Source organism: Nitrospirota bacterium, assembly GCA_016180645.1.
GTDB lineage: Bacteria > JACPQY01 > JACPQY01 > JACPQY01 > JACPQY01 > JACPAV01.
The window spans coordinates 137756-158397 of the sequence record JACPAV010000011.1; the positions used below are offsets into that span (position 1 = coordinate 137756).

General features: G+C 60.0%; 22 protein-coding genes. 11 read left to right on the forward strand and 11 right to left on the reverse strand.

What is annotated here, in order from left to right:
* Positions 1–7: 7 nt before the first annotated feature.
* The 6 genes from HYT87_08795 to HYT87_08820 form a co-directional block, all read right to left on the reverse strand.
* A complete protein-coding gene (locus tag HYT87_08795; protein ID MBI2059853.1) occupies positions 8–1240 on the reverse strand; it encodes a CoA transferase in 1233 nt (410 codons plus the stop codon).
* Positions 1241–1334: 94 nt separating this feature from the next.
* Complete coding sequence (locus HYT87_08800; GenBank protein MBI2059854.1) at positions 1335–1574, reverse strand: hypothetical protein; 240 nt, start codon at positions 1572–1574, stop codon at positions 1335–1337.
* Between the two features lie 327 nt (positions 1575–1901).
* Positions 1902–3470: a GldG family protein gene (locus HYT87_08805; GenBank protein ID MBI2059855.1), complete on the reverse strand. Its 1569-nt coding sequence runs from the start codon at positions 3468–3470 to the stop codon at positions 1902–1904.
* 5 nt (positions 3471–3475) lie between these two features.
* Entirely contained in the window at positions 3476–4243 is a 768-nt protein-coding gene (locus HYT87_08810) for an ABC transporter permease subunit (GenBank protein ID MBI2059856.1), read from the reverse strand.
* Positions 4240–5169: an ATP-binding cassette domain-containing protein gene (locus HYT87_08815; GenBank protein ID MBI2059857.1), complete on the reverse strand. Its 930-nt coding sequence runs from the start codon at positions 5167–5169 to the stop codon at positions 4240–4242. Before HYT87_08815 ends, HYT87_08810 begins: the two co-directional genes overlap by 4 nt.
* A 116-nt stretch (positions 5170–5285) precedes the next feature.
* Positions 5286–6641, reverse strand: a complete 1356-nt coding sequence (locus HYT87_08820) for a trypsin-like peptidase domain-containing protein (GenBank protein MBI2059858.1) — start codon at positions 6639–6641, stop codon at positions 5286–5288.
* A 124-nt stretch (positions 6642–6765) separates the two neighbouring features.
* Between HYT87_08820 and HYT87_08825 the strand changes: the two genes are divergently transcribed.
* Together HYT87_08825 and HYT87_08830 are read left to right on the forward strand one after the other, a co-directional pair.
* Positions 6766–7338, forward strand: coding sequence for a hypothetical protein (locus tag HYT87_08825; protein ID MBI2059859.1), 573 nt, complete (start codon positions 6766–6768; stop codon positions 7336–7338).
* A gap of 138 nt (positions 7339–7476) precedes the next feature.
* A complete protein-coding gene (locus HYT87_08830) occupies positions 7477–8481 on the forward strand; it encodes a cytochrome c (GenBank protein MBI2059860.1) in 1005 nt (334 codons plus the stop codon).
* 428 nt (positions 8482–8909) lie between these two features.
* On the opposite strand, the gene HYT87_08835 is transcribed toward HYT87_08830, so the two are convergent.
* Together HYT87_08835 and HYT87_08840 are read right to left on the reverse strand one after the other, a co-directional pair.
* The gene (locus HYT87_08835) at positions 8910–9362 is read right to left on the reverse strand and encodes a hypothetical protein (GenBank protein ID MBI2059861.1); all 453 of its coding nucleotides are present in this window, start codon (positions 9360–9362) and stop codon (positions 8910–8912) included.
* A 251-nt stretch (positions 9363–9613) separates the two neighbouring features.
* Positions 9614–9988, reverse strand: a complete 375-nt coding sequence (locus tag HYT87_08840; protein MBI2059862.1) for a hypothetical protein — start codon at positions 9986–9988, stop codon at positions 9614–9616.
* On the opposite strand from HYT87_08840, the gene HYT87_08845 reads away from it, so the two are divergent.
* Together HYT87_08845 and HYT87_08850 are read left to right on the forward strand one after the other, a co-directional pair.
* Positions 9945–11408 (forward strand): SAM-dependent DNA methyltransferase, encoded by a 1464-nt coding sequence (locus HYT87_08845; GenBank protein MBI2059863.1) that lies wholly within the window; start codon positions 9945–9947, stop codon positions 11406–11408. The two genes, HYT87_08840 and HYT87_08845, sit on opposite strands and share 44 nt — an antisense overlap.
* Positions 11398–12261 (forward strand): hypothetical protein, encoded by an 864-nt coding sequence (locus HYT87_08850; protein ID MBI2059864.1) that lies wholly within the window; start codon positions 11398–11400, stop codon positions 12259–12261. Before HYT87_08845 ends, HYT87_08850 begins: the two co-directional genes overlap by 11 nt.
* A 109-nt stretch (positions 12262–12370) precedes the next feature.
* On the opposite strand, the gene HYT87_08855 is transcribed toward HYT87_08850, so the two are convergent.
* Complete coding sequence (locus HYT87_08855; GenBank protein MBI2059865.1) at positions 12371–14638, reverse strand: ATP-dependent Clp protease ATP-binding subunit; 2268 nt, start codon at positions 14636–14638, stop codon at positions 12371–12373.
* A gap of 269 nt (positions 14639–14907) precedes the next feature.
* Here HYT87_08855 and HYT87_08860 point away from each other — a divergent pair, with 269 nt between their 5' ends.
* The 7 genes from HYT87_08860 (at position 14908) to HYT87_08890 (ending at position 18897) form a co-directional block, all read left to right on the forward strand.
* Positions 14908–15129, forward strand: coding sequence for a helix-turn-helix domain-containing protein (locus tag HYT87_08860; protein MBI2059866.1), 222 nt, complete (start codon positions 14908–14910; stop codon positions 15127–15129).
* 29 nt (positions 15130–15158) lie between these two features.
* Positions 15159–16418: a hypothetical protein gene (locus tag HYT87_08865; protein MBI2059867.1), complete on the forward strand. Its 1260-nt coding sequence runs from the start codon at positions 15159–15161 to the stop codon at positions 16416–16418.
* Between the two features lie 126 nt (positions 16419–16544).
* Positions 16545–16988 (forward strand): SRPBCC family protein, encoded by a 444-nt coding sequence (locus HYT87_08870; GenBank protein ID MBI2059868.1) that lies wholly within the window; start codon positions 16545–16547, stop codon positions 16986–16988.
* Positions 16981–17700, forward strand: coding sequence for a 2-C-methyl-D-erythritol 4-phosphate cytidylyltransferase (gene ispD / locus HYT87_08875; protein MBI2059869.1), 720 nt, complete (start codon positions 16981–16983; stop codon positions 17698–17700). The genes HYT87_08870 and ispD overlap by 8 nt, the downstream gene beginning before the upstream one ends.
* Entirely contained in the window at positions 17700–18191 is a 492-nt protein-coding gene (locus HYT87_08880) for a 2-C-methyl-D-erythritol 2,4-cyclodiphosphate synthase (GenBank protein MBI2059870.1), read from the forward strand. Before ispD ends, HYT87_08880 begins: the two co-directional genes overlap by 1 nt.
* A gap of 77 nt (positions 18192–18268) precedes the next feature.
* Entirely contained in the window at positions 18269–18508 is a 240-nt protein-coding gene (locus HYT87_08885; GenBank protein ID MBI2059871.1) for a type II toxin-antitoxin system Phd/YefM family antitoxin, read from the forward strand.
* A complete protein-coding gene (locus tag HYT87_08890) occupies positions 18508–18897 on the forward strand; it encodes a type II toxin-antitoxin system VapC family toxin (GenBank protein ID MBI2059872.1) in 390 nt (129 codons plus the stop codon). Before HYT87_08885 ends, HYT87_08890 begins: the two co-directional genes overlap by 1 nt.
* Positions 18898–18980: 83 nt before the next feature.
* On the opposite strand, the gene HYT87_08895 is transcribed toward HYT87_08890, so the two are convergent.
* Together HYT87_08895 and HYT87_08900 are read right to left on the reverse strand one after the other, a co-directional pair.
* Complete coding sequence (locus HYT87_08895) at positions 18981–19766, reverse strand: hypothetical protein (protein ID MBI2059873.1); 786 nt, start codon at positions 19764–19766, stop codon at positions 18981–18983.
* Positions 19767–19951: 185 nt separating this feature from the next.
* On the reverse strand, positions 19952–20642 hold a 691-nt coding region (locus HYT87_08900; GenBank protein MBI2059874.1), incomplete at its 5' end, for a hypothetical protein.

Consider the following 20642-nt stretch of genomic DNA (forward strand, 5'->3'; position numbering starts at 1 on the left):
GCATGACCTAATACTCAGCCACGCCGCTTTTTTCAAGTGTTCGAACGACTCCTGACCCGGCCAACGCGGAGATTTTCGGCAGCGTGTATCCCAGGACCTTACGGAGAATATCCCGGGTATGTTCGCCTAACCGAGGCGGCGGCGAGGTCGGCAATGAGGCCTGGGTGAATTTTACGGCGCTCCCTACCGCGCGGATCCGCCCGGCGGTCGGATGATGGAGAGTCACTACCGTGCCACGGGACTTGACCTGCGGATGATCGAAGGCGCGGTCCATCGTGGAGACGGGACCGCATACGACGTCGCACTTCTCCAGCCGTTTCACCCAATCGGCAACGGTTCGTTTCACAAGAATCGCCTTGAGAGCGGGTAGAAGCGTGCGACGATGTCGGTAGCGCGCCGCCATCGTGTTGAACCGCGGATCATCGCCCCACTCCGGTTTCCCAATCCCCTTGCATAGATTCCTCCAGAACCGGTCGTTCATCGCCATGACGACCAGGGTGCCATCCTTCGCCCGAAAATTCTGAACGGGGATGATGTGGGGGTGCCCGGAGCCCGCGACACGTCCCGGCTTCTCGCCGGCGTTAAGGTAGTAGGCCGCCAGATATGTGAAGAGTGACATCTGAGTATCCAGGAGCCCCACGTCGACGAGATCGCCACGGCCTGTCGCCTGCCGCCGCCAGAGCGCGGCCACCACGCCGAGCGCGGAGTAGAGACCGCCCACATGGTCCACCATCGAGATACCCGTCTTGACGGGCGGTCCCCCCGGTTCGCCTGTGATGCTCATCATCCCGGACATCGCCTGGATGACGTAGTCGTAGCCCGGTTTGGAACTCCAGGGGCCGGTCAGCCCATAGCCGGTCAATGCGCAGAACACGAGGCGCGGATGGATGCGGCGGAGGCGGCCGTATCCTATCCCGAGCCGCTCCATCGTGCCGGGGCGAAAATTGTGGAAGACCACGTCGCTCTTTTTGACCAGATCCTCAAAAACTTTGCGTCCATCCGGATGTTTGAGATCGAGGGCGAGGCTCTTTTTGTTCCGGTTCAGGCTGAAAAAATAAATGCTCTCGCCTTTGATGAAATGCGGCGGGGTGGATCGGGCGATGTCAGGGCTGTTCGGATGCTCGATCTTGATGACTTCGGCGCCCAGGTCGCCCAGGATCATGCTCCCGAACGGGCCGGCGACGGTCTGCGTCAGATCGAGGACGCGAATCCCCGAGAGTGGACCCCTCCCTTTTTCCATGGGCGGGATGATGGCGAATTGCCGTCATTGGGGCAAGTCGTTCTTTCCGGCGCCCCATTTCTTGATATCGAGCTTCGTCACCAGAGCCGTTGCGCTAACATACCCGAGCGTTGCAGCGGCTACGCTGAAGAAACCCCCACTGCTCGGAATGAACCACGAACCCGATGGTGGCCCACGTCAGGAGTTCTTCCAGCCCAGCCAGCAGACTGGCCGGCTTCGTCCTCCGCGCGAGGATATAGATCGTCTGCGCATCGGACAGGAAGCTCACCAAGAACCGGGCGACAAAAACGCCGACCAAAACAAGCGCCAGTTCCACGGCACACCTCACTTTCATCGTTATCCCGGACTTCCATGTCCGGCGCCCAAGGTTGAGAGGGCGTCCGGCATCCCGCCGGACCGTCCGTTTCGTGCTTTCTGATCTCGGTCGCCGCAGCCTTCAGGCTGCGCGCCTTACGCAGGCTAAAGCCTGCGGCTACCAGCAGTCGGTTCAGATCAGTCAGGTCATCTCCAAGGTAGCCTCCACCCCCAAGGTGAGTCAAGCCAGTGATCAAGAAATAGTCTCGTACTTACAATAACTTACGAACTATACGTGAAGTCGACGCTTCCCGAATTTGCCTGAAGATCCAGTTCGTTAACCGGGGATCGTGGCAGAGACTAAAGACTACTGGTGGCGGCGGCGCCAGAAGACATAGGCGCCGGTGAGGAACAGGGCGCCCGGAATCAGGAGCATGGTCAACAGGGCCACATTCCGCATTTGAACCGAAGTCAGGCTCACCGACCGGAATCCGGGGGTCTTATCCCGGATGGAGATGAGCGCCTCGCGGCGGGCGAGCCAGTTGACCATGTTGAGCATGAGATTGAGGTTGGCGGATAGGTTCACGTAGGCGTTCGATCCGAAATCGGAATCCCCAACCACCACGAGGCGAGTCTCCCGCTTGTTCTCTTCCTCGGCCGCGTGGGCCTCGGCGCCTTCCTTCTTCTCGGTCACCGATGCGCCGCCTTCAACCGCTTTCGTGACCACCAGAATCACCGGGAGCGGCCCCTTCTCGTCGCCCGCATCCAGCTTGGGTTTGGACATGTTGGTTTCCGCCCAGCTCTGCGGGGTCGTCTCGGCGAGCTTGACGATCGACACGCCCGACGGCGGAGTGGCCTGCGGCTTCACGGGACGACTCGTGGGAAACAGCGTGGCGTACTTGAAGTTCTTCGTGATTTCGTGGTCGCCGTACTGGGAAACGAGCGGGATGGTGTAGTCCGCGCCCAGCAATTTCGCGAGCGGATCGATGATGACCTCATCCCGCAGCTCGACGCCCCAATCTTTGAGCCAGTCTTTCCAACCGCCGGAATCGGGATCCAGCATCATCAGGAGCCGCCCGCCGGCTTGCGCGTACTGTCCGAGCCGCTTCTGCTCCTCGTCGAAATACTTGAGTCGGGGGCCGGACACGATGACCACGGCGGCGTCCGCCGGAACCTTCTCCTGCTGCGCGAGCGCGAGCGGCCGCACCTGATAGTTCTCGTCCTCCAGGGCTTTCTTGACCTGCGAATATCCGTTTTCTTCGGCATCGTCGGGATCCTTCTCGCCGTGGCCCTTGGTGAAATAGATGACGGGCGTCGAATCGGATGTGACCTTGACCACAGCGTTCGTCAGACTCTCCTCGTTGGTCTCCTCCATTTTCGTCTGATTGCCCTGGCTCTGGAGCACGATCGTGCCGAGGACCGTGACGCCGTATTCCTTGGCGCTGGCCGGCCGTTTGTAGGGGTCGACGAATTCCACCGTGAACCTGCCCTGGGCGGCGTGCTCGTATTCGGTGAGCAGGTCCTCGGCCTTCTTCCGCTCCGGAGTTCCCTCCTGGAAAAACGCCGTGACTTTGATATCCCGCTTGAGGCCGCCTACGAGCTTCACCGTCTTGTCGGTCAGGCTGTACAGCTTCGTTTCCGTGAGGTCCACGCGCCAGCTTCGTTTCACCCCGATGTAGTTGATCGCCACCATCACGCCCAGGACGATCAGGAGGAAGAAGCCTGCGCCACCCGCGTATCGAGTGCCCTTGGCGCTCAAGACGTTCTTGACGAGATCGAAGTACGCGAAGAGGGCGACAAGGAGGGACACGAGACCCGCGATGGCCAAGGCCGTAGGCACCGTGCCGAACTCGTCCGTCATGATCATGGCCACGGCCGCAGCGATCAACAGCCCGGCAGCCAGCGGAAGGATCAGTTTCTTGAGTCGCAGCAACACGGCCGTTACCTCCAGCGATGGGCGTCGATCGCCTGCTGCGAAATGACGATGCCCGTGAAAATCATGGTGATGAAATAAATGATGTGCTTGGTGTCGAAGACCCCTTTGGTCAGGTCTTCCAGATGTTCGGAGATCGAAAGGTGATTGAGCACCTCACCGATCGGCCCGCTGATCGCCTCGCCCGCCCAGTTGAGAAGCCAGAGAAGAAGCAGCGAGCCGAAACCGATCAGCGCCGCGATGATTTGGTTCTTCGTCACCGACGAGGCCACCAGCCCGACGGCAAGGAAAGTCGCGCCAATCAGGTAGAAGCCGAGATACGCCAGCGCCATGGGGGCCGGATCGGGCCTCCCATAAAGGAGGAGGGTCAAGGGGAACGGAGCCGTCAGGAGCACCATCACCGTGAAGAGTCCCAGACCGCCGAGGTACTTCCCGAGCGCAATCTGAAAGGTCGTGAGGGGAGACGTCAGAAGCAATTCGATCGTTTGGAGCCGCTTCTCTTCCGAGACCAGCCGCATCGTCAGAATCGGCATGATGAAGAGGATGACGATGCTCAGATTGTGCATGAGGGGGCGCACGATCATTTCGTTGATATTGAGCTGTTCGAGCATTTGCGGGTTGCGGGAGGCGAGGAAGTAGTATGTGAGGAAGAACTTCAGGGAGACGGCGAAGAGGTAGCCCGAAATCAGCATGAACACGCCGCTCACGGCATAGGCCAGAGGCGAGGCGAAATAGGCCCGCATCTCCCGACCGGCGATATGGAGCACATTCTTCATGACTGACCTTCTTCCGTCGTTAGGCGCACAAACACGTCCTCCAGAGTGATATTCACCGGCCGGAGTTCCAAGATCCCCCAACCCGCGTCAAAGACCAGCCGGGAAACATCTTTCCTCACGTCCTTGTTCAGCCCGCTCTTCACGAGCAGCGTGGTCTCATCCTTCTTTTCCACCTCGTCCACGCTCGCTACTTTCCGGATCTTGTCCACCAGCCCGTCCACCGGGCGGTCCACCTGAATCACGAACGCCTCCGACTGACGGACCTTCGACTGTAGGCCGTCGAGGCTGTCGCTTACGATGATCTTCCCCTTGTCGATGATGATCACCTTCTGGCAGGTCATCGCCACTTCCGGGAGGATGTGGGTGGAGAGGATGATCGTGTGGTCGCCGGCCAGCGATTTGATCAGCGCCCGGATTTCCCGGATCTGGACCGGATCAAGTCCGATCGTCGGTTCGTCCAGAATCAATACTTTCGGATTGTGAATGAGGGCTTGGGCGAGACCGACGCGCTGCCGGTACCCTTTCGAGAGGTTTCCGATGACGCGCTCCTCGACTTCTTTGATCCCGACTTTGTACATGACGGATTGGAGCCGCTCCTCGCGATCTTTGCGCGCAATCCGCTTGATCTTGGCGACGAAGAGGAGATACGCGCGGACGGTCATGTCCTCGTATAGCGGAGGGGTCTCGGGGAGGTATCCGATGATCTTTCGCGCCTCGAGGGGCTGCGCGAGTACATCGATTCCTCCCACGCTGGCTTTCCCTTCATTCGGCATGAGGTAGGCGGAGAGGATTCGCATGGTGGTGGTTTTTCCTGCTCCGTTGGGACCGAGGAACCCGGCGATTTCGCCCGCCTCAATCTTGAAGCTCACGTTCTGAACCGCGGCGATCTCGCCGTATCGCTTCGTCAGGCCTTCGACTTCAATCATATATCGAACTCCAGCAGTCTAAAGAGCACCTAATGCGTAGGGGAGGGTCTTCAGACCCTCCCGAAGAGGGAGCATCTGAAGATGCTCCCCTACAAGCAGGTATTCGGTCATAGGCTTCATATGTCCAACACGACTCGATAGATAAAATTACCCCTTTGGATTTCGGCGAGTATACTCGCCTGACCGCGCATATTCAAGACCGTTTCGCGAAAATCATCCAATGAATACAACACGCGCGAATCCAATCGCAGGAGAATGTCCCCCGCCCGGATTCCCGTCTGATAGGCCGGGCTCCCCGGACGGACCTTCGAAATGGAAACGCGCCGACCCGGCCCTGCTTTCACGTTGAATCCCAACATCTCGAAACCCAAATCCTCCGCTCTCGCGTTCGGGAAGACCGTCACCACCACCGGGATGACTCGCTTTGTCCCCTCGCGAAAGATTTCCGTCCGGATCGTGTCGCCGGTTCGGTATCCGCGAAGGAGCGAGTAAAAGTCCTCACGGTATTGCACGGGACTGTCTTCGAGCGACGTGATGATGTCCTGCCGTCGGAGACCCGCTTTATCCGCAGGGCTGTCCGCTTCCACCTTCGTGACAACAACGCCCCGGGAGACACCGAAGTAGTTCGAGAGTTCGTCGTTGATCGCCTGCACGCGGACTCCGTACCACGGGATCGTCACTTGCCCCTGGGTGAGGAGGTTGCTCATGATGCGGTTCGCGCGATCGATCGGGATGGCGAATCCGATTCCCTGCGCCTTGGCCACAATGGCCGTGTTGATGCCGACCGTTTGCCCGAGGATGTTGAGAAGCGGCCCGCCGGAGTTGCCGGGATTGATCGAGGCGTCGGTCTGAACGAAATCCTGATACACGCGATCGCCGGTCTTCACCGAGCGGTGGAGCGCGCTCACCACACCCACGGTCACGGTGTGGGAAAGCCCGAAGGGATTTCCGATGGCGATGACGGTTTCGCCGATCATGATATCGTTGGAGCGACCCATTCCGAGGGTCGGCAATCGAATCGCTCCGCTCTCGGTTTTCACGCGGAGCACCGCGATGTCCGTGTCCGGGTCCGCCCCTACCGGTTCGGCAAGGTATTCCTTTCCATCCACGAGAGTGACTTTGATCTTCGTGGCCAGGCGGACGACGTGCTCGTTGGTCAGAATGATGCCCTGGGGATCGATGATGGCGCCGGAGCCGAGGCTTTCGTACACGCGTTCTCTTGGGAGGGAGTACATGTCGAAAAAGTCCTTGAAGAACTCGTCGAAGAACGGGTCCTGGAAGCCGAATGGCGCGCCTTGCCGCTCCTGCGTGCGCGTTTCCGTGTTGATATTGACCACGGCCGCGCTCGCCTTTTGAACGACCTCCACAACGGCATCGCGCCGGTAGAGATTGACCTCAGCGGCCTCTGCGAGAGTACGGAGTCCTGGGTGCGGGGTTCCCAGCAGCAGCAGGACCAGAACGGCTTTCTTCATTTCCACGGGGGGGGATCTTGAACGGACTTCAGCACGAATTCAAACGGCAACCGATCTCACTCTGGAGCTGCACTCGCTCCTGCCGACGTTGACCCCTCGTAACACCGCACGTAAGATCAAAGGCATGGCGAATCGTGAAGACGACAATGCGAGAGACTGGGAATCGCTCAGGCGGCGGCTTCTCTCGCTTGTCACCAAGGGCAAACGGCTCATGGTCGGCGCGACCGCGATGCAACAGTACGTCGAGATCCGGCCGACCGCCGACCTCGACTATCTCGTGGACGACCGCATCTTCGCCAACGTGGAGGCTTTCCTCGGCACCGAGAAGATTCCCTACGCGGCGGACAAGCAGAAATCGGCTTTCGTCGTGCGCATCCTGAACGTGGATGTCATTCGGGCTTCGTCTCACCCGGTCCTCGAAGCCGTCCTGAAGGTAGAGGGGTCGGCGAAATATACAACGATGCCCTCCCCGGAAGCTCTGGCCGCGCTCAAGTACGTTGCGCTCGTCAGCCCGACCCGCCCCACGAGGAAAAAACGCCAGGACCGGCTGGATTTCGGATTGCTCGCCCAGCATCCCGATTTCTCACTTGCCACGTTTCGGCGCTGGCTCGATGGCAGGCTTTCTCCCGCCAAGGTCGAGGCGGCGGTCCGCATCGTCCGAGGGGAACAGATCCACAGCGTCGCCCCAGACAGTTGAGATAAGTTCTCCCATCAGATCAATAGATCAATCATGAGCGGCCTCATGATTGAAGACTGATCTGTTTGACAGCCAAGCATCGGTTGATAGGATGCCGGTTGGACTTGACGTTATCCGCTCGAAACCAAGGGAGGATACATGAACACGAAGAGAATCACTCTTGCCATCGCGGCGTTCGGGCTGCTTTCAGCATCCTGTTCTCTCATCTTTCGCTCAACCATCCCGAACGTCGGTCCACCGCCGGCGATCAAGGTACAGGCGTCCCCAGATCAGCTTGAGCGAGGACGGTATCTTGCCCGCCATGTGACCGGCTGCATCGATTGCCACTCGGAGCGGGACTTCCATCGTTATTCCGGCCCCGTCGTGCCTGGAACGGAAGGGAAAGGCGGATTTGTTTTTGGCAAAGAGATGGGTTTGCCGGGAACAATACCCGCATCCAATATTACGCCGGCCGCTTTGGGCAAATGGTCGGATGGCGAGATCGCGCGGGCCATCACCAGCGGAGTGACGCGCTCGAATGAAGCCCTCTTTCCGATCATGCCCTACCCCCGCTACAACGCGATGGATGCGTCGGACCTCCATGCGATAATCGTCTACGTCCGCAGCCTGAAGCCCATCGATAACAAAGTACCTTCCCGTCAGCTCGACTTCCCTCTCAACCATGTGGTGAAGACCCTTCCCCGGCCGGCCGCGCCTCAACCGCGGCCCGACGCGAAGGAATCGGTCGCGCTCGGACGGTATCTCGTGAACATTGCCGCCTGCTCGGACTGCCACACGCCGACGAAGAAAGGTACGCCGATTGCGGGCAAGGAATTCGCCGGTGGAGGTGAATTCGTCCTTCCGTGGGGGAGGGTCCGTCCCACCAACATCACGCCCGATCCCGAAACGGGCATCGGCCAGTGGAGTCGCGAGAGGTTCATCGGGCGCTTCAAGGAATTCGACCCCTCGAACGGGCGGGTCATTGCGGTGAAGGACGGTGAATTCAACACCATCATGCCGTGGAGTGAATACAGCGGCATGACCGAGGCCGACCTAGGCGCGATCTACGACTATCTGAAGACGTTGAAACCCATCTCGAATACCGTCGTCCTCTTCACTCCGGCCGGCGCAAGTCAGGATCACGATTCCAATCGCCGTCCTTGAAGCGGAGCGAAATGGGCGGCGCCGCGGCGCGCTGAACCGCGATCTCGGCTTGACATGTGGTGATGAGCGCGTCAGGCTCCTCCGATGGCGCAGGCGCTACGGATTCGCAACGTGCCGATCCGCCTCCGCCGAAAGTTCAAGTCCCGGGCGTTTTCAGCCGACTTGTCGCTTTCGGCCTACCTCTTGAGGGATTTTCGCCGCTCACCTGAAATCCCCACGGAAGAGGAGTTACGCCGCCGGGTCGAGAGGCTCAAGAAACTTCGCGCTACTCCTTGGACCACTATCCCATCCCCTCCATTGCGCGGCTAGGCTCTGGTTGGAAAGGTTCCTCCGGTAGCCGCAGGCTTCAGCCTGCGTCCGAGGACGCACCCTTGAAGGGTGCGCCTACCAGGAAATCTCACGGCAATGAGGTGCTTCTCAGACACAGGCTAGTGACCTGGACCGAACGGGCAGCCGACGGTCAATGCCGGAACGGGCAGCCAGCCGGGAGCATGACTCCCGGCGTAATCCCCCAGACCTGCCCGAATTCTGACGCCAACATCGGAAACCAGCTCATATCCGATCTCGATGGCGACAAGATTGGTCACCCAATCCCTCGGGAGCTTGTTGTAACCGTCATCCGGAACGAGAGGCAGCGTCAGCCCGTGATCTTCATCGTACCAACGAGGTCCATTGTAGATACCCTGCCCGTAGCTCAGGTAAATTCGGTGCGTGCCACCCACACTCGCGCGAAGCCCCGGAGTGTACACCGGAAATCCCCACCCGACGGTGTAGCCCGGCATGAAGAACGTCCAAGCGCCGACATTCAGAAACGGTTCAAGCGCAAAGCCGCCATCCACCAAAGGGTAGTAGAAACCGGCTCCCATCCCGACAACGTTCATCGTCGGGCCTTCGCCAGCCTCCACCACCACCCCAGGGAATTTGAACTTGTCCTCCTCGCTGGACGCCCTGCTCTGTGCTGCTCCACGGCCGCACAGTCCAAGCACACCGGCGATGCCGAAAAACAGGAATCCAATCCCATGTCGCCTCAATTCGCCCCGCGAGATTCGTGACTCGTGGGACGCGGCTGCGCCAGGAAGAATCAGAAGCTTCCGAGAGCTGGATGGGCGGTCGGGATTTTGAGCCGCTTGGATCACCTACCCGTGCGTGACTTGAGATAGCCGATGGCATGGCCCGTGAGCGCCCCGACAAACCGTTCGAATCGAAGCTCCGCCGATGGTTCGCGGAACCTGCCCATCGGACCTGTACTGCGATCCGTCAGTAGCAAGCAGGAACAATCGTACAGCTGTTCACGAACGAGTTTCTGGCAGAACAATTCATATCTCTTGGCATACGACGCTGGGATTCGCAAGGTCTGAGGGAATTGCGTCGGGGAGGCTGGTACTCTCCACTCAATCAATCTGCAAGTTCCGGCCCATTGGACTTGAACAATCAGAGGTGAGAAACTATTAATCGTGGCAGGGATGTCCGTCCACAACCAGACGAAGACGCTGGGACAGTTCTTCACGCCGCCGGACGTGGCGCGTACTCTTGTTCACTGGGCCACCCAGCGAAAACGCGATCGTTTGCTTGATCCATCGTGTGGGGACGGAGAATTCCTCGCCTGTCATCGCAAGTCGGTCGGCATCGAGATCGATCCACAAAAAGCCGCGATGGCCAAAATGCGCGCGCCGTGGTCCCTCGTGCACGAAGGCGACTTTTTCGATTGGGCCGCGCAGACCAAGGAAAGGTTCGACGCCGCTGCCGGGAATCCTCCCTTCATTCGATATCAAAGTTTTTCAGGTGTTCTCAGGGAAAAGGCGCTTTCACTTGCGTCCTTCTTAGGGGCCGAATTCAGCGGTCTCTCTTCGTCCTGGGCGCCCTTTCTGGTAGTTGCCGCGAGCCTGCTCAAGCCCGGGGGCAAGATGGCGTTCGTGGTGCCGGCCGAGATCGGCCACGCCACATATGCGAAACCTCTGATTGAATGGATTTGCGGGCATTTTGGGCAGGTCCGTCTTGTGGCTTTTCGCGAGAAACTGTTTCCGGCCTTGTCGGAGGACGCCTGGTTCCTGTACTGCTCAGGCTTCGGCGATGAGACGACGGGAATCCATCTGAACTGTCTTGAGAGATTTGTGGCCGATCAGGAACCGGCCAGATTCGCAAGGCGCATCGAACTTTCAACCTGGAGGGAATCCGGCTGGAAGCTGAGACGCAACCTCCTAACAGACACCCAGCTTGATCTCTATGACGATCTCATCGCCAGACCCTCGGTGGTGAGATTCTCAGAGGTGGCCCACGCAGGCATTGGTTACGTCACTGGGGCCAACGATTTCTTTCACCTCCGACCCTCCGAGGCGCGGTCTCATGGGATTCCGCGCCGAGTCCTCCGCGTGTCGGTGCGAAAGTCCCAACAGCTTCCTTCCTCTACGGTTGATCGCGCCGTGGTAGCCAATTGGATCGCAACGGACGAACCGGTCCTTCTGTTGGACCTTGCTGAGCTGAACGATCTCCCCGATTCCGTGCGACGTTATCTAGCTACCCCCGCGGCGAGAGACGCCAAGCGGGCGTACAAATGTCGGAATCGAGCCCCGTGGTACGCTGTTCCCGATGTCCGGACCCCCGATGCGTTCCTGTCGTACATGAGTGACAGCCAGCCCTTGCTGGTCCGAAATCCCGCCGGTTGCACCTGCACCAATTCCATTCATGCGGTGAGATTCAAGCCAGGTGTGGCGGCGCGCGATGTCCAGCGGGCTTGGAATGAGCCACTCGGCCAGCTAAGTTGCGAGTTGGAGGGCCATCCGCTCGGAGGCGGCCTCCTGAAACTCGAGCCGGGGGAAGCGGCGAACGTCCGGATCGCGATGAATGGACTAAGATTGACAAGAAGTGAGGCTGATACGATCGCCGAGGCCACCTCCCTGATGAGGAAGTGGAGGCATTATGCGTCCTGAGGAGATATCGCGTTTCCTAAACGTCAAATCGGCCCTCACCGAATTCGTCACCGTCGTGGGGACGCAGGCACAGGAGCACATCAAACCATTTCACAAGTATGTTGCCTTGCGCCTCGTGTTTGAGGGCGGCTTTGCGCCGGACGAGGTCAGCCCCCGTCCCCCGCTCACGGTCGACAACCGCGGCAAACGGAGGCGGATTCGATTCGATGAAAGCGTCGAAGGGAATGGGGAGCAGACCGTGTTAGGAGGTTTGAAGAGCAAGAGAGTCGATGTGGTAGTTGCGAAACGCGGCGTCGGCCCCGTAGTGGCGGTATCCATAAAGGGGACGGGAAACGCGTTTCGTAATCTGACGAACAGGATGGAGGAGGCCATAGGCGATTCGACCAACATCCACATCATGTACCCCGGTCTTGTGTACGGGTTCCTCCACTTGCTGAAAGCGAATCGAGAGGGAAAGTTCCGTAAGAATGATGTCTCCGTCGATATGCAAGGTCGGGTGGTCCCAGCCATAGCGCGATACCATGATGTGCTGCGGGGCTTGACGGGAAGACGCTTCGTTCGAAATGACTTCACCCGGTATGAAGCCGTTACGCTTGTCATGGTGGATTCATCGGGGAAGCGAAGGGGAGAAATCTTTGGGAAGTATCCGAGCCTTGACAGTCCGCTTCATCTTTCCCGATTTTTCGCGAGCCTCTACAACGTTTATGACTTGAGGTTTCCCTACGTGTCGGCGTCGGTGCCCAGTCTCGAGCGGATCGAATGGGACTCGGGGTCCCCCGCGTTCGTCCAGTTCGGCTCATTAGGACAATTCACCCGGATTGCAGGGTACACGCCGCGAGTTTCCCACGGATAGAGACCCATCCGGCAGGCGGCAGGGTCGCGACGACGAGAGTCATCGGAAAAGGGCGCCGATTCCGGCTCGATTCGCCCCCCCCTCCGCTCCGGGACCGCGAGATGAACCGTTATGAGGCCCCGGCGCAGCCGTGGATGCGGAGGGCGCCGGATTGGAGGTCGAGGATGAAATGCGAGGCGCGGTCCCACTGTTCCATGACGGGCAGTTTGACCGTTTCGTCGATCACGCGTTTCAGGAAGCGCGCGCCATACTGGATGCTGTAGCCCTTCGCGGCGAGGGCGGCGGCGGCCTCCTCCGTGTAACTCAGGCTCTTGCCGAAGCCACGCAGGTGGGCGTCCAACGCCGCGAGATGACGCTCTACAATCTGCCGCACCTCGCCTTCTGATAGCGGCGTGAAGACCACCACTTCATCGATCCGGTTGATGAACTCCGGTGAGAAGGCTTTTTCCAGCTCCGCCATGACATCCGATCGGATCGCCGCGAACTCCTTCCCTTCCTGGAGGAAGCCCATGGGACGCGTGAGGCTCTTGAAGTGCTCGGCGCCCAGGTTCGACGTCATGATGATGGTCGAATCGCTGAAGTAGACCTTCCGGCCGCGACCGTCCGTCATCCACCCCTCGTCGAAGACTTGCAGGAATAGATCGCGCACCCACCGATTGGCCTTTTCCATTTCGTCGAGCAGCACAATCGTGAAGGGGTGGTCGCGGATGGCGCTCGTCAAGACCCCGCCGCGCTCGCTGCCCACAATCCCCCGTGGCATACCGATGAGCTTGTCCACACCAAGCGTCGAGTCCGAGAATTCCGACATGTCCATCCGCACCATCTTCCGATCATCGCCGAAGAGGAACTCGGCCAGCGCTTTCGCCATCTCCGTTTTCCCCACGCCGGTGGGCCCCAGAAAGAGGAGAACCCCGTCCGGTCGCGCGGCATCCAACTTCAGTGGACCCTTGTTCAGCCGCAGCCGCCGCACGACCGCATCCTTCGCCTCCCGCTGGCCCACGATGCGACGATCCAAAACCTCCGGAAGCGCGTCGAAGGGGGGGATGCCGTCCCGAGCGATCATCGCATATGGAATCTTCGCCTCCTCCGCCACCACCCGCGCCACGTCCTCCGCGCGCACGATTTTCTCCTGGCCGTGGAACTCCACTTTCACGCACGCCGTGTTGAGCCATCCGATCGCCTTGTCCGGCAGCCGGAGGTGGTGCATGTAGCGCCGGGAGAGATCCATCGCCGCATTCAGCGCGGCGTCGGACACATTGACGCCATAATATTCCTCGTAGCGTTTGCCGGCCTCGGCCAGGATGGTTCGCGCATGCTCCGGCGAAGGCTCCTCCACGTGGACGATGCGGAATCGTCGCGTGAGCGCCTCATCCTCCTGGATGTGCATTTTGTACTCGGCCAGCGTGGTCGCTCCAACGATCTGAACCTCTCCTCTCGCAAGGGCGGAGCGCAGGATGGTGGCCGCGTCCGACGTGACGCCGAGCGCCGTGCCCGCCCCGATCATCGTGTGCGCCTCATCGACAAACAGGATGATGTCTTTCCGCTCGCGCACCTCGCGGATGATTTTTTCCATCCGATCCTCGAACATCCCGCGGAAGACCGTTCCCGCCACAAGCGTGTTCATCTGAAGGTTCACGATCTGGGCCTCGCGGAGCCGTTCGGGAATGGTCTGCGGTTCAAGCTCAAGCTTCCGTGCCATCCCCTCGGCCAGGGCGGTCTTGCCCACTCCCGCATCGCCCACGAGCATCACGGAGTTTTGCCTTTCCCGGTGGCAGAGAATTTCCACCATTTGCCGGAGCTCGGCTTCGCGTCCCACGAGCGGGGGAATGCGACCCTGAAGGGCCAGTTGATTCAGATTGACGCCGTACATGGCCAGGTGGGGAGGCAGGTCGTGCTTCCTTCGGCGCAGCTCAGCCCCGGACCTTCGATCGCGATGCCTGGTTTTGAGCCACTCCTGGACTTCATCGGGGCTGACGCCGAAGGACATCAGCATTCGGGCGGGGAGGGAATGCTCGTCCCGGAACATGGCAGCCAGGAGATCCGCTGAATGGATGAGATTCCGGCCCCTTTTCTGGGCCTCCTCCCAGGCGTGCTTGAAAACCATTTTCGTATCGCTGGGAATCCGCATTCCCACGCCGAGATACTGCTTGGCCGTGTGCATCTGGGCCCGCACGGCTTCGTCCACCAGGTCCAGCGGGAGGCGGACGTCGTCGGCCATCTCCTTGAACAAATCGTGTTCGATTTCGAGAAGGGCGAGGAAGAGGTGCTCGATGCCGAGGAAGAAATGCTGCCGCCGCTGGGATTCGTCGACCGCCCGCGTGAGAACGCGGAAGCAGCGTTCGGACATCTTGTTCTGGTATCGCGAGAGGTCGATCACCCGAACTCCTTCCGTTCAGAATACCAACGGAAGCGAAGAGCGTCAATCGAACGGCCGCTTGGGACCTTTCAGGCTGCTTTTCCAAGGACCGCCGGCCCTCAGCGACCATTTTGAATCGGGTTTGAATCCATGCACTTTCATAGGTTCCTCCGCTCTCACGTGAAGGTAAATGAAAAGAAGTGAAGGATCTTTCTTGACAGCTTGGCGCCACATCCGTATAATTAACTACTGTGAAGAAGGACGAAGGGCAATCCGGGGCTCCGTCTGCCATGGTCCGCCGGGACCCCCCCGCTCCCCTGCGGGCGGAGATCATGACCGTGAAGCAGGTGGCCGATTACCTCCAGATGGAATCGCACACGGTCTACAAGATGGCGCGCCTGGGCGAAATCCCCTCGTTCAAGGTTTCCGGTCGCTGGAGATTCAAACGCGATTTGATTGACGAATGGTTCCGGGAGAAATCCCTGGGACGAGTCCGGAAAGAGGCCTCATAGGTCATTTCAGTCCCAAGGAGGGCTGCGGGATGAAACGCACGGCATGGATGGCTGCAAGCGTGGCCCTGCTTTTTCTTTGGCTCGCCGAGGCACAGCCGATCGAAGTCTCCCCCCCCCCGCCACCCGGCGAGAAACTCTTCACTCTTTCCAGCCAGGATGCCGACCTCCGAATCATCCTTCAGGCTCTGGCCGATGAGATGGGCGTCAATTTGATTCTGGATCCGAAGGTGAAGGGTGTGGTCTCACTCAATCTCAAGGACGTACCCATTCAGGACATCCTCGAAGCGTTGTTGGGCGCCTATGACCTCGCCCGAACGGTCGACGGCGCCATCATGCGGATCGCGCCCAAGGGCGAGGCCGCGCCGAAGCAACTGGTCACGGAGGTCATTCCCGTTATCTACTCCGATGCCAACCAGATGCTCGCTCAGATCACTTCCCTGCTCTCCCCGGACGGACGCGCGAACGTGAACAGCCGCACGAATCACTTCCTTCTGACCGATACCCGCGAGAACGTGAACCGCGTAAAAGAGATCCTCCGCCAGATCGACACGCGCGTCCCGCAAGTGGAAATCGAGGCCAAGCTCGTCGAGCTCTCCACCTCTTTCAGTCGAAACCTCGGGATCCGGTGGGGTTCGCAGATCCGGGCGGGAGGCGACGTGCTGACCGGCGTTGGCGGCGCCGCGGGTCCGGGGCTTGGGAACTTCCTCGTCGACATGCCGGGTGGGGGCCGGCAAGGCATCGGCTTCACGGTGGGTCAAATCAGCAGCCTCGCCACCCTGAATGCCCAGATCCTCGTCGCGGAGAGCGATGGACTGGCCAAGATCATCTCCCACCCCAAGATCACCACGCTCAACAAGGAGAACGCCACGATTACGAGCGGAGAGACCATCCGGCTGCGGACGGGCGGAGGCACGGGGAGCGGCGGGGTGTCCGCGCCTGTCACGCTCACAGAGATCACGTCCGGTATCACCCTGAACGTCCTCCCGCTGATTTCTCCCGGGGGATACGTGGAACTCAAAATCACGGCCACTCGAAGCACGCTGAGCGGGAAGGCCATCGACAACGTTCCCGGCCAGGCAAGCAAGTCGGCCAACACCAACGTCCTTCTCAAGAACGGCGAAACAACCGTCATTGCGGGCTTGTATGAAACGGTGGACACCCGTTCTTCCGAGCGCGTGCCCCTGCTCTCCCAGATCCCCATCATCGGCTGGTTGTTCAAGAACATGGTCAAGTCGCACGATCAGACGGAGCTCCTCATCTTCATCACCCCGCGCATTCTCACTTCCTGACCCCGCCCGGCCCCTGTCGCGTCTCCCATCTCCTATCTCCCATTTGACATTCGGCCCTCCTCCGGGATAATCCACCGGGGCACGGAGGGATCTGAACAACCCGATCACGATCGAGACATATTCACCATGGCCAAGGCGCAGCAATCCATCATCGTCGATGTCTCCTCGAAGCACTTTTTCGAGGTGATAGTGGATTATGGCCGTTATCCGGAGTTTCTGCCGGAGGTCAAGAAGATCGACATCCTCGAACGGAAGAAGAATCACGCGATCGTGGGATTCGAAATCGACGTGCTCCGTCGGATCCACTACTCCATCTCACTCATTGAGAAGCCCTACAAATCCGTCGAGTGGAAACTTCACGAAAGCCCGTTTTTCAAGGAGAACAACGGCGGCTGGTATCTCACGCCCATGGGCAGGAGCAAGACCGAAGTCACCTACATGGCGGAGCTGGCCCTCCCGCTCCTGATCCCGAAGTCCATCACCAATATGCTTCTCCAAGTGCGCCTGCCGAAGATGCTCGAACTCTTCAAGGGCCGTGCCCAATCGATCACGAACAAGACCGTTGCCTAGGCCCCGACAGCGCCCTTCGCGACGCGACACATCGATCATCCTGCTCGCCGCGGGCGAGGGCCGACGGCTGGCGCATGGCGTGCCCAAAGGGTGGGTCTCCCTGGCCGGGCGCCCGCTTCTCGTCCGTGCCATCGAATCTTTTTCGTCTCTCCCCGAAGCCCTGGAAATCGTCGCCGTCGTCCATCCCTCGATCTATCGCCGCGCCCGGGCGTGGATGGTCGGCCATCGCGCGAGGGTGCCCGTAAAGTTTGTGCTCGGTGGCCGCACCCGGCAGGAATCGGTCCGCCGCGGACTGGAGGCCGCGGCCCGGCAGGCGCAGCTCATCATCACGCACGATGTGGCCCGGCCGCTCATCCGCGCCCGAATTACTCGGGAAGCCGTTCAGACCGCGCGGCGCTCAAAGGCCGCCGTCGTAGCCGCCCGAGCCACCGACACGCTCGTGCTGGCTCGGAGTTCCCGCCTCCAACGCGTCTTGGATCGAAAGGAGATCGCGGCCACCCAGACGCCGCAGGTGTTCGACGCGGCGCTCCTCAGATTGGCCCATGAGGCCGCCCGCCGAGACCGCTTTCTTGGCTCGGATGAGGCATCGCTCGTCGCCCGCATCGGCCACCAAGTTTCGCTCGTGTGGAACGACTCCCCCAATCTGAAAATCACCCACCCGCATGACCTCGTCGTCGCCGAAACCCTCCTGAAGCCAAGAGCTGACCGCTGATGGCTGGAAGCTTCCGAATCGGCTTCGGCTACGACATCCACCCGCTGGTGGAAGGCCGACCTCTCATTCTCGGCGGGGTTCGGATTCGATCTAAACTGGGGCTGGACGGCCATTCGGATGCCGACGTCCTCTGCCATGCCGTCGGAGAAGCCCTCCTCGGCGCGGCCGGACTCGGGGATCTCGGCCGGCACTTCCCACCCTCCAATCCCAGGTACAAGAACATCTCCAGCCTCACCCTTCTGAAGGAAATTCGCAGCAAGCTCCAACGGCGCGGTTGGATGATTCAGCAGGTGGATTCCACCGTTGTGCTGCAACTGCCTCGTCTCGCCACCCGGCTGAACGCCATGCGATCGACACTGGCTCGAACGCTCGCCATGAAACGGACGGATATCAACGTCAAGGCCAAGAGCCCCGAATGGCTCGGCCCCGAAGGCGAACTCCGCGCCTCCTCCGCCTTTGCGGTTGCCCTCCTCAAGTGCCCCCCCGCCTGACCCTTCGCCAAGGGGCGAGCATTGACTCAGGCTCCGGCCTAGACTAGACTAGACCTAGTTTAATTCAGGAGGCAACCATGCGTATGGTCAACATTCATGAAGCCAAGACACATCTATCGAGACTGCTTGAAAAGGTGAGCGCCGGCACGGAAGTGGTCATCGCCAAGGCGGGGAAGCCGCTGGCTCGCCTCGTTCCGATCGAACGGACAAGGAAACGCCGTCGATTGGGAATCCTGGCCGGCCGTTTCACGGTCCCCGATGACTTCGACACTCCTTTGCCCGACGACATACTCAAGGGTTTCGAAGAGGGCGATTGATGCGTCTCCTTGTCGACACGCACGTGCTCCTGTGGGCCGTGGCGGAGCCCGGCAGGATCCCGAAATCACACCGCGACCATATCGAATCGCCTGACAGCGAGGTGCTGTTCTCGGCCGCCAGCATCTGGGAACTGGCGATCAAACTCCAAGTGGGCCGGATTCAATTGCCTGTGGATCTGGAGGAGATCACCGCAGCCGCCGTCCGCATGGGCTTCAGCGAGCTTCCCGTGACCTCGGCGCATTCAGCGGAGATCAGACGACTCCCGCTCCACCATCGCGACCCCTTCGATCGCCTCCTCTTGGCTCAGAGCCTGCACGAGCCCGCTCGCTTCTTGACCGCAGACCGGGCGCTTGCGGCGTATTCGAACCTCGTGGATGTCATCACATAACCGCTCGATCGAAGGAATCCCTGTCTATTCTACGTTCGTTCCACCCTGACTGACGGGCACAGGGTCTGAAGAAGCGGCCCGCCCTATCTTCGCGGGGATTTCTTCCTGTCTTGAGGAGGGACGGTGGGAGGGCCTTGGGGTTGAGTCGTGGGTAGAGAGGCAGGACCTTTGCCCGGATCTTCGAGGATGCGGATTTTGTCGTCGCCCCAATACATCGTCTGACCGGCTTCGGCGGAGACGAAGACTTTCATGAGGCCGTCCAGTTCCCAGCCGCGGATGCCCTTGAGGAGGTCGATCACGAGCGAGCGGGGGATCTTCACCGCCCATCGCCCACCGCCCTCCGCCTGCCACTCCACCCTGTCGGCCACAACGGTCCCCTGGAATTTCGTCGTCGTCGCGAGCAGGCCGGCATTCTGCGGCGCGGAGAGATAGGCCGTAATCCACTTGCCCTCCGACTTGAAGTTCAGCGTATCCGGATCGACGTCCAGCCCCACCTTCACCGGCTCTTTCTCGGTGGTCTGGATGATCAGCGTGTTCGACCACACCTCTCCGATCCAGACCTTCGCGCGATCGTCGACAGTCTTAAAAGGATTCTCTTTGTTCCCATGCGGCCAGCGAAGTCGATAGGTGTCCGGAGGCACTCTAAGTAGCCCTACCTCCATGCAATGTTCGGTGTTGCGGCACGGAACGTTATGCGTTTGAGGCCCCACGTAGAAATCGCCTTCCCTGATGACCTCAGTCTGCACTCGCGAATCTCCCGGCTTCAGGAGCGTGAAGTCTGAGGTTTTTCTATACCGAACTTGTCCGAAGAAATACGGCTCAATTCGCTTGCCTTGCGAGTCGGTAATCTGGAACGGTCCTACCGCCATACGAAATAGATCGCCAATATTGGGCCTTGGGACAAGCAGATCTATTGTATCGTGGTTGCTCGTCACGAAATCAACTTCCCAGGGTTTGCCTTCCGGCCGGACCGGGGACGGCGTACCCAGCGCGGCGATCACTGGCCCATCAATCGCGTGGGCAGATCCACAGAACCACAACAACCCGAGAAGAACTAGAATTCGCATTGGCTTGGTGTGATTGGCACATCGGGGGGCTTCGGCTGTCCACACACTTCAGGGTCAGGGTTGTCTCCGCCACATTCCTGAAAACAGATGCTTTCGCAACTGTCTGCTCGTTGATCTGCCGAAAGTCCGTCAAGTGGTGTGAAATTTGGTGGAGTCGGATCACATTGGTGAACACGCTCGTGCAGAGTCGTGATTTCTAGGCTGCGGCCAGCCGGGGTACCCGCGTTGTCTGCACAGACCACGCTCTGCTTGGTCTGGGCGTCCGTGTATCCGCCGTTTCCTCGTCGGCAATTGTCGTCCCCATCATTTTTCACGCAGGCGAATCGGCTCGCATCGGTATTCTTGAAACATTCCTTCATCCTCGGCCCCAAACACGGCGGCGGAGTCGTCTTCCACGTCTTCTGGAGGCACGCCACGCGGTTTTCGCATTGGGATTGATCGGCCTCGCACGGGTCGTCGGCTTCGCACGAGAGCGCCCGCCTTGGGGCGAGATCGCCGGCCCGGTCCGGGGCGGGAGAGGGACTCGGTGCTTCCTCCAACACCTCCAGGATCGCCTTCACCTGCGAGGTCAACCGCTCAGCATCCGCCTCCCCCACTTTGAACACCTCCCGCCCGTAGGGCAACTTCTCAAACTCCAAATACATCGCCTCCGCCGGAAGTTCCCACTCCATCCGGTCC

Coding starts and splice junctions, on each gene's coding strand:
- HYT87_08830 (MBI2059860.1), top strand. CDS start 7,477: ATGAACACGAAGAGAATCACTCTTGCCATCGCGGCGTTCGGGCTGCTT.
- HYT87_08870 (MBI2059868.1), top strand. CDS start 16,545: ATGGCCAAGGCGCAGCAATCCATCATCGTCGATGTCTCCTCGAAGCAC.
- HYT87_08850 (MBI2059864.1), top strand. CDS start 11,398: ATGCGTCCTGAGGAGATATCGCGTTTCCTAAACGTCAAATCGGCCCTC.
- HYT87_08885 (MBI2059871.1), top strand. CDS start 18,269: ATGCGTATGGTCAACATTCATGAAGCCAAGACACATCTATCGAGACTG.
- HYT87_08825 (MBI2059859.1), top strand. CDS start 6,766: ATGGCGAATCGTGAAGACGACAATGCGAGAGACTGGGAATCGCTCAGG.
- HYT87_08860 (MBI2059866.1), top strand. CDS start 14,908: ATGGTCCGCCGGGACCCCCCCGCTCCCCTGCGGGCGGAGATCATGACC.
- HYT87_08795 (MBI2059853.1), bottom strand. CDS start 1,240: ATGGAAAAAGGGAGGGGTCCACTCTCGGGGATTCGCGTCCTCGATCTG.
- HYT87_08890 (MBI2059872.1), top strand. CDS start 18,508: ATGCGTCTCCTTGTCGACACGCACGTGCTCCTGTGGGCCGTGGCGGAG.
- HYT87_08865 (MBI2059867.1), top strand. CDS start 15,159: ATGAAACGCACGGCATGGATGGCTGCAAGCGTGGCCCTGCTTTTTCTT.
- HYT87_08810 (MBI2059856.1), bottom strand. CDS start 4,243: ATGAAGAATGTGCTCCATATCGCCGGTCGGGAGATGCGGGCCTATTTC.
- HYT87_08880 (MBI2059870.1), top strand. CDS start 17,700: ATGGCTGGAAGCTTCCGAATCGGCTTCGGCTACGACATCCACCCGCTG.
- HYT87_08895 (MBI2059873.1), bottom strand. CDS start 19,766: ATGGCGGTAGGACCGTTCCAGATTACCGACTCGCAAGGCAAGCGAATT.
- HYT87_08835 (MBI2059861.1), bottom strand. CDS start 9,362: ATGAACGTTGTCGGGATGGGAGCCGGTTTCTACTACCCTTTGGTGGAT.
- HYT87_08800 (MBI2059854.1), bottom strand. CDS start 1,574: ATGAAAGTGAGGTGTGCCGTGGAACTGGCGCTTGTTTTGGTCGGCGTT.
- HYT87_08820 (MBI2059858.1), bottom strand. CDS start 6,641: ATGAAGAAAGCCGTTCTGGTCCTGCTGCTGCTGGGAACCCCGCACCCA.
- HYT87_08815 (MBI2059857.1), bottom strand. CDS start 5,169: ATGATTGAAGTCGAAGGCCTGACGAAGCGATACGGCGAGATCGCCGCG.
- HYT87_08845 (MBI2059863.1), top strand. CDS start 9,945: ATGTCCGTCCACAACCAGACGAAGACGCTGGGACAGTTCTTCACGCCG.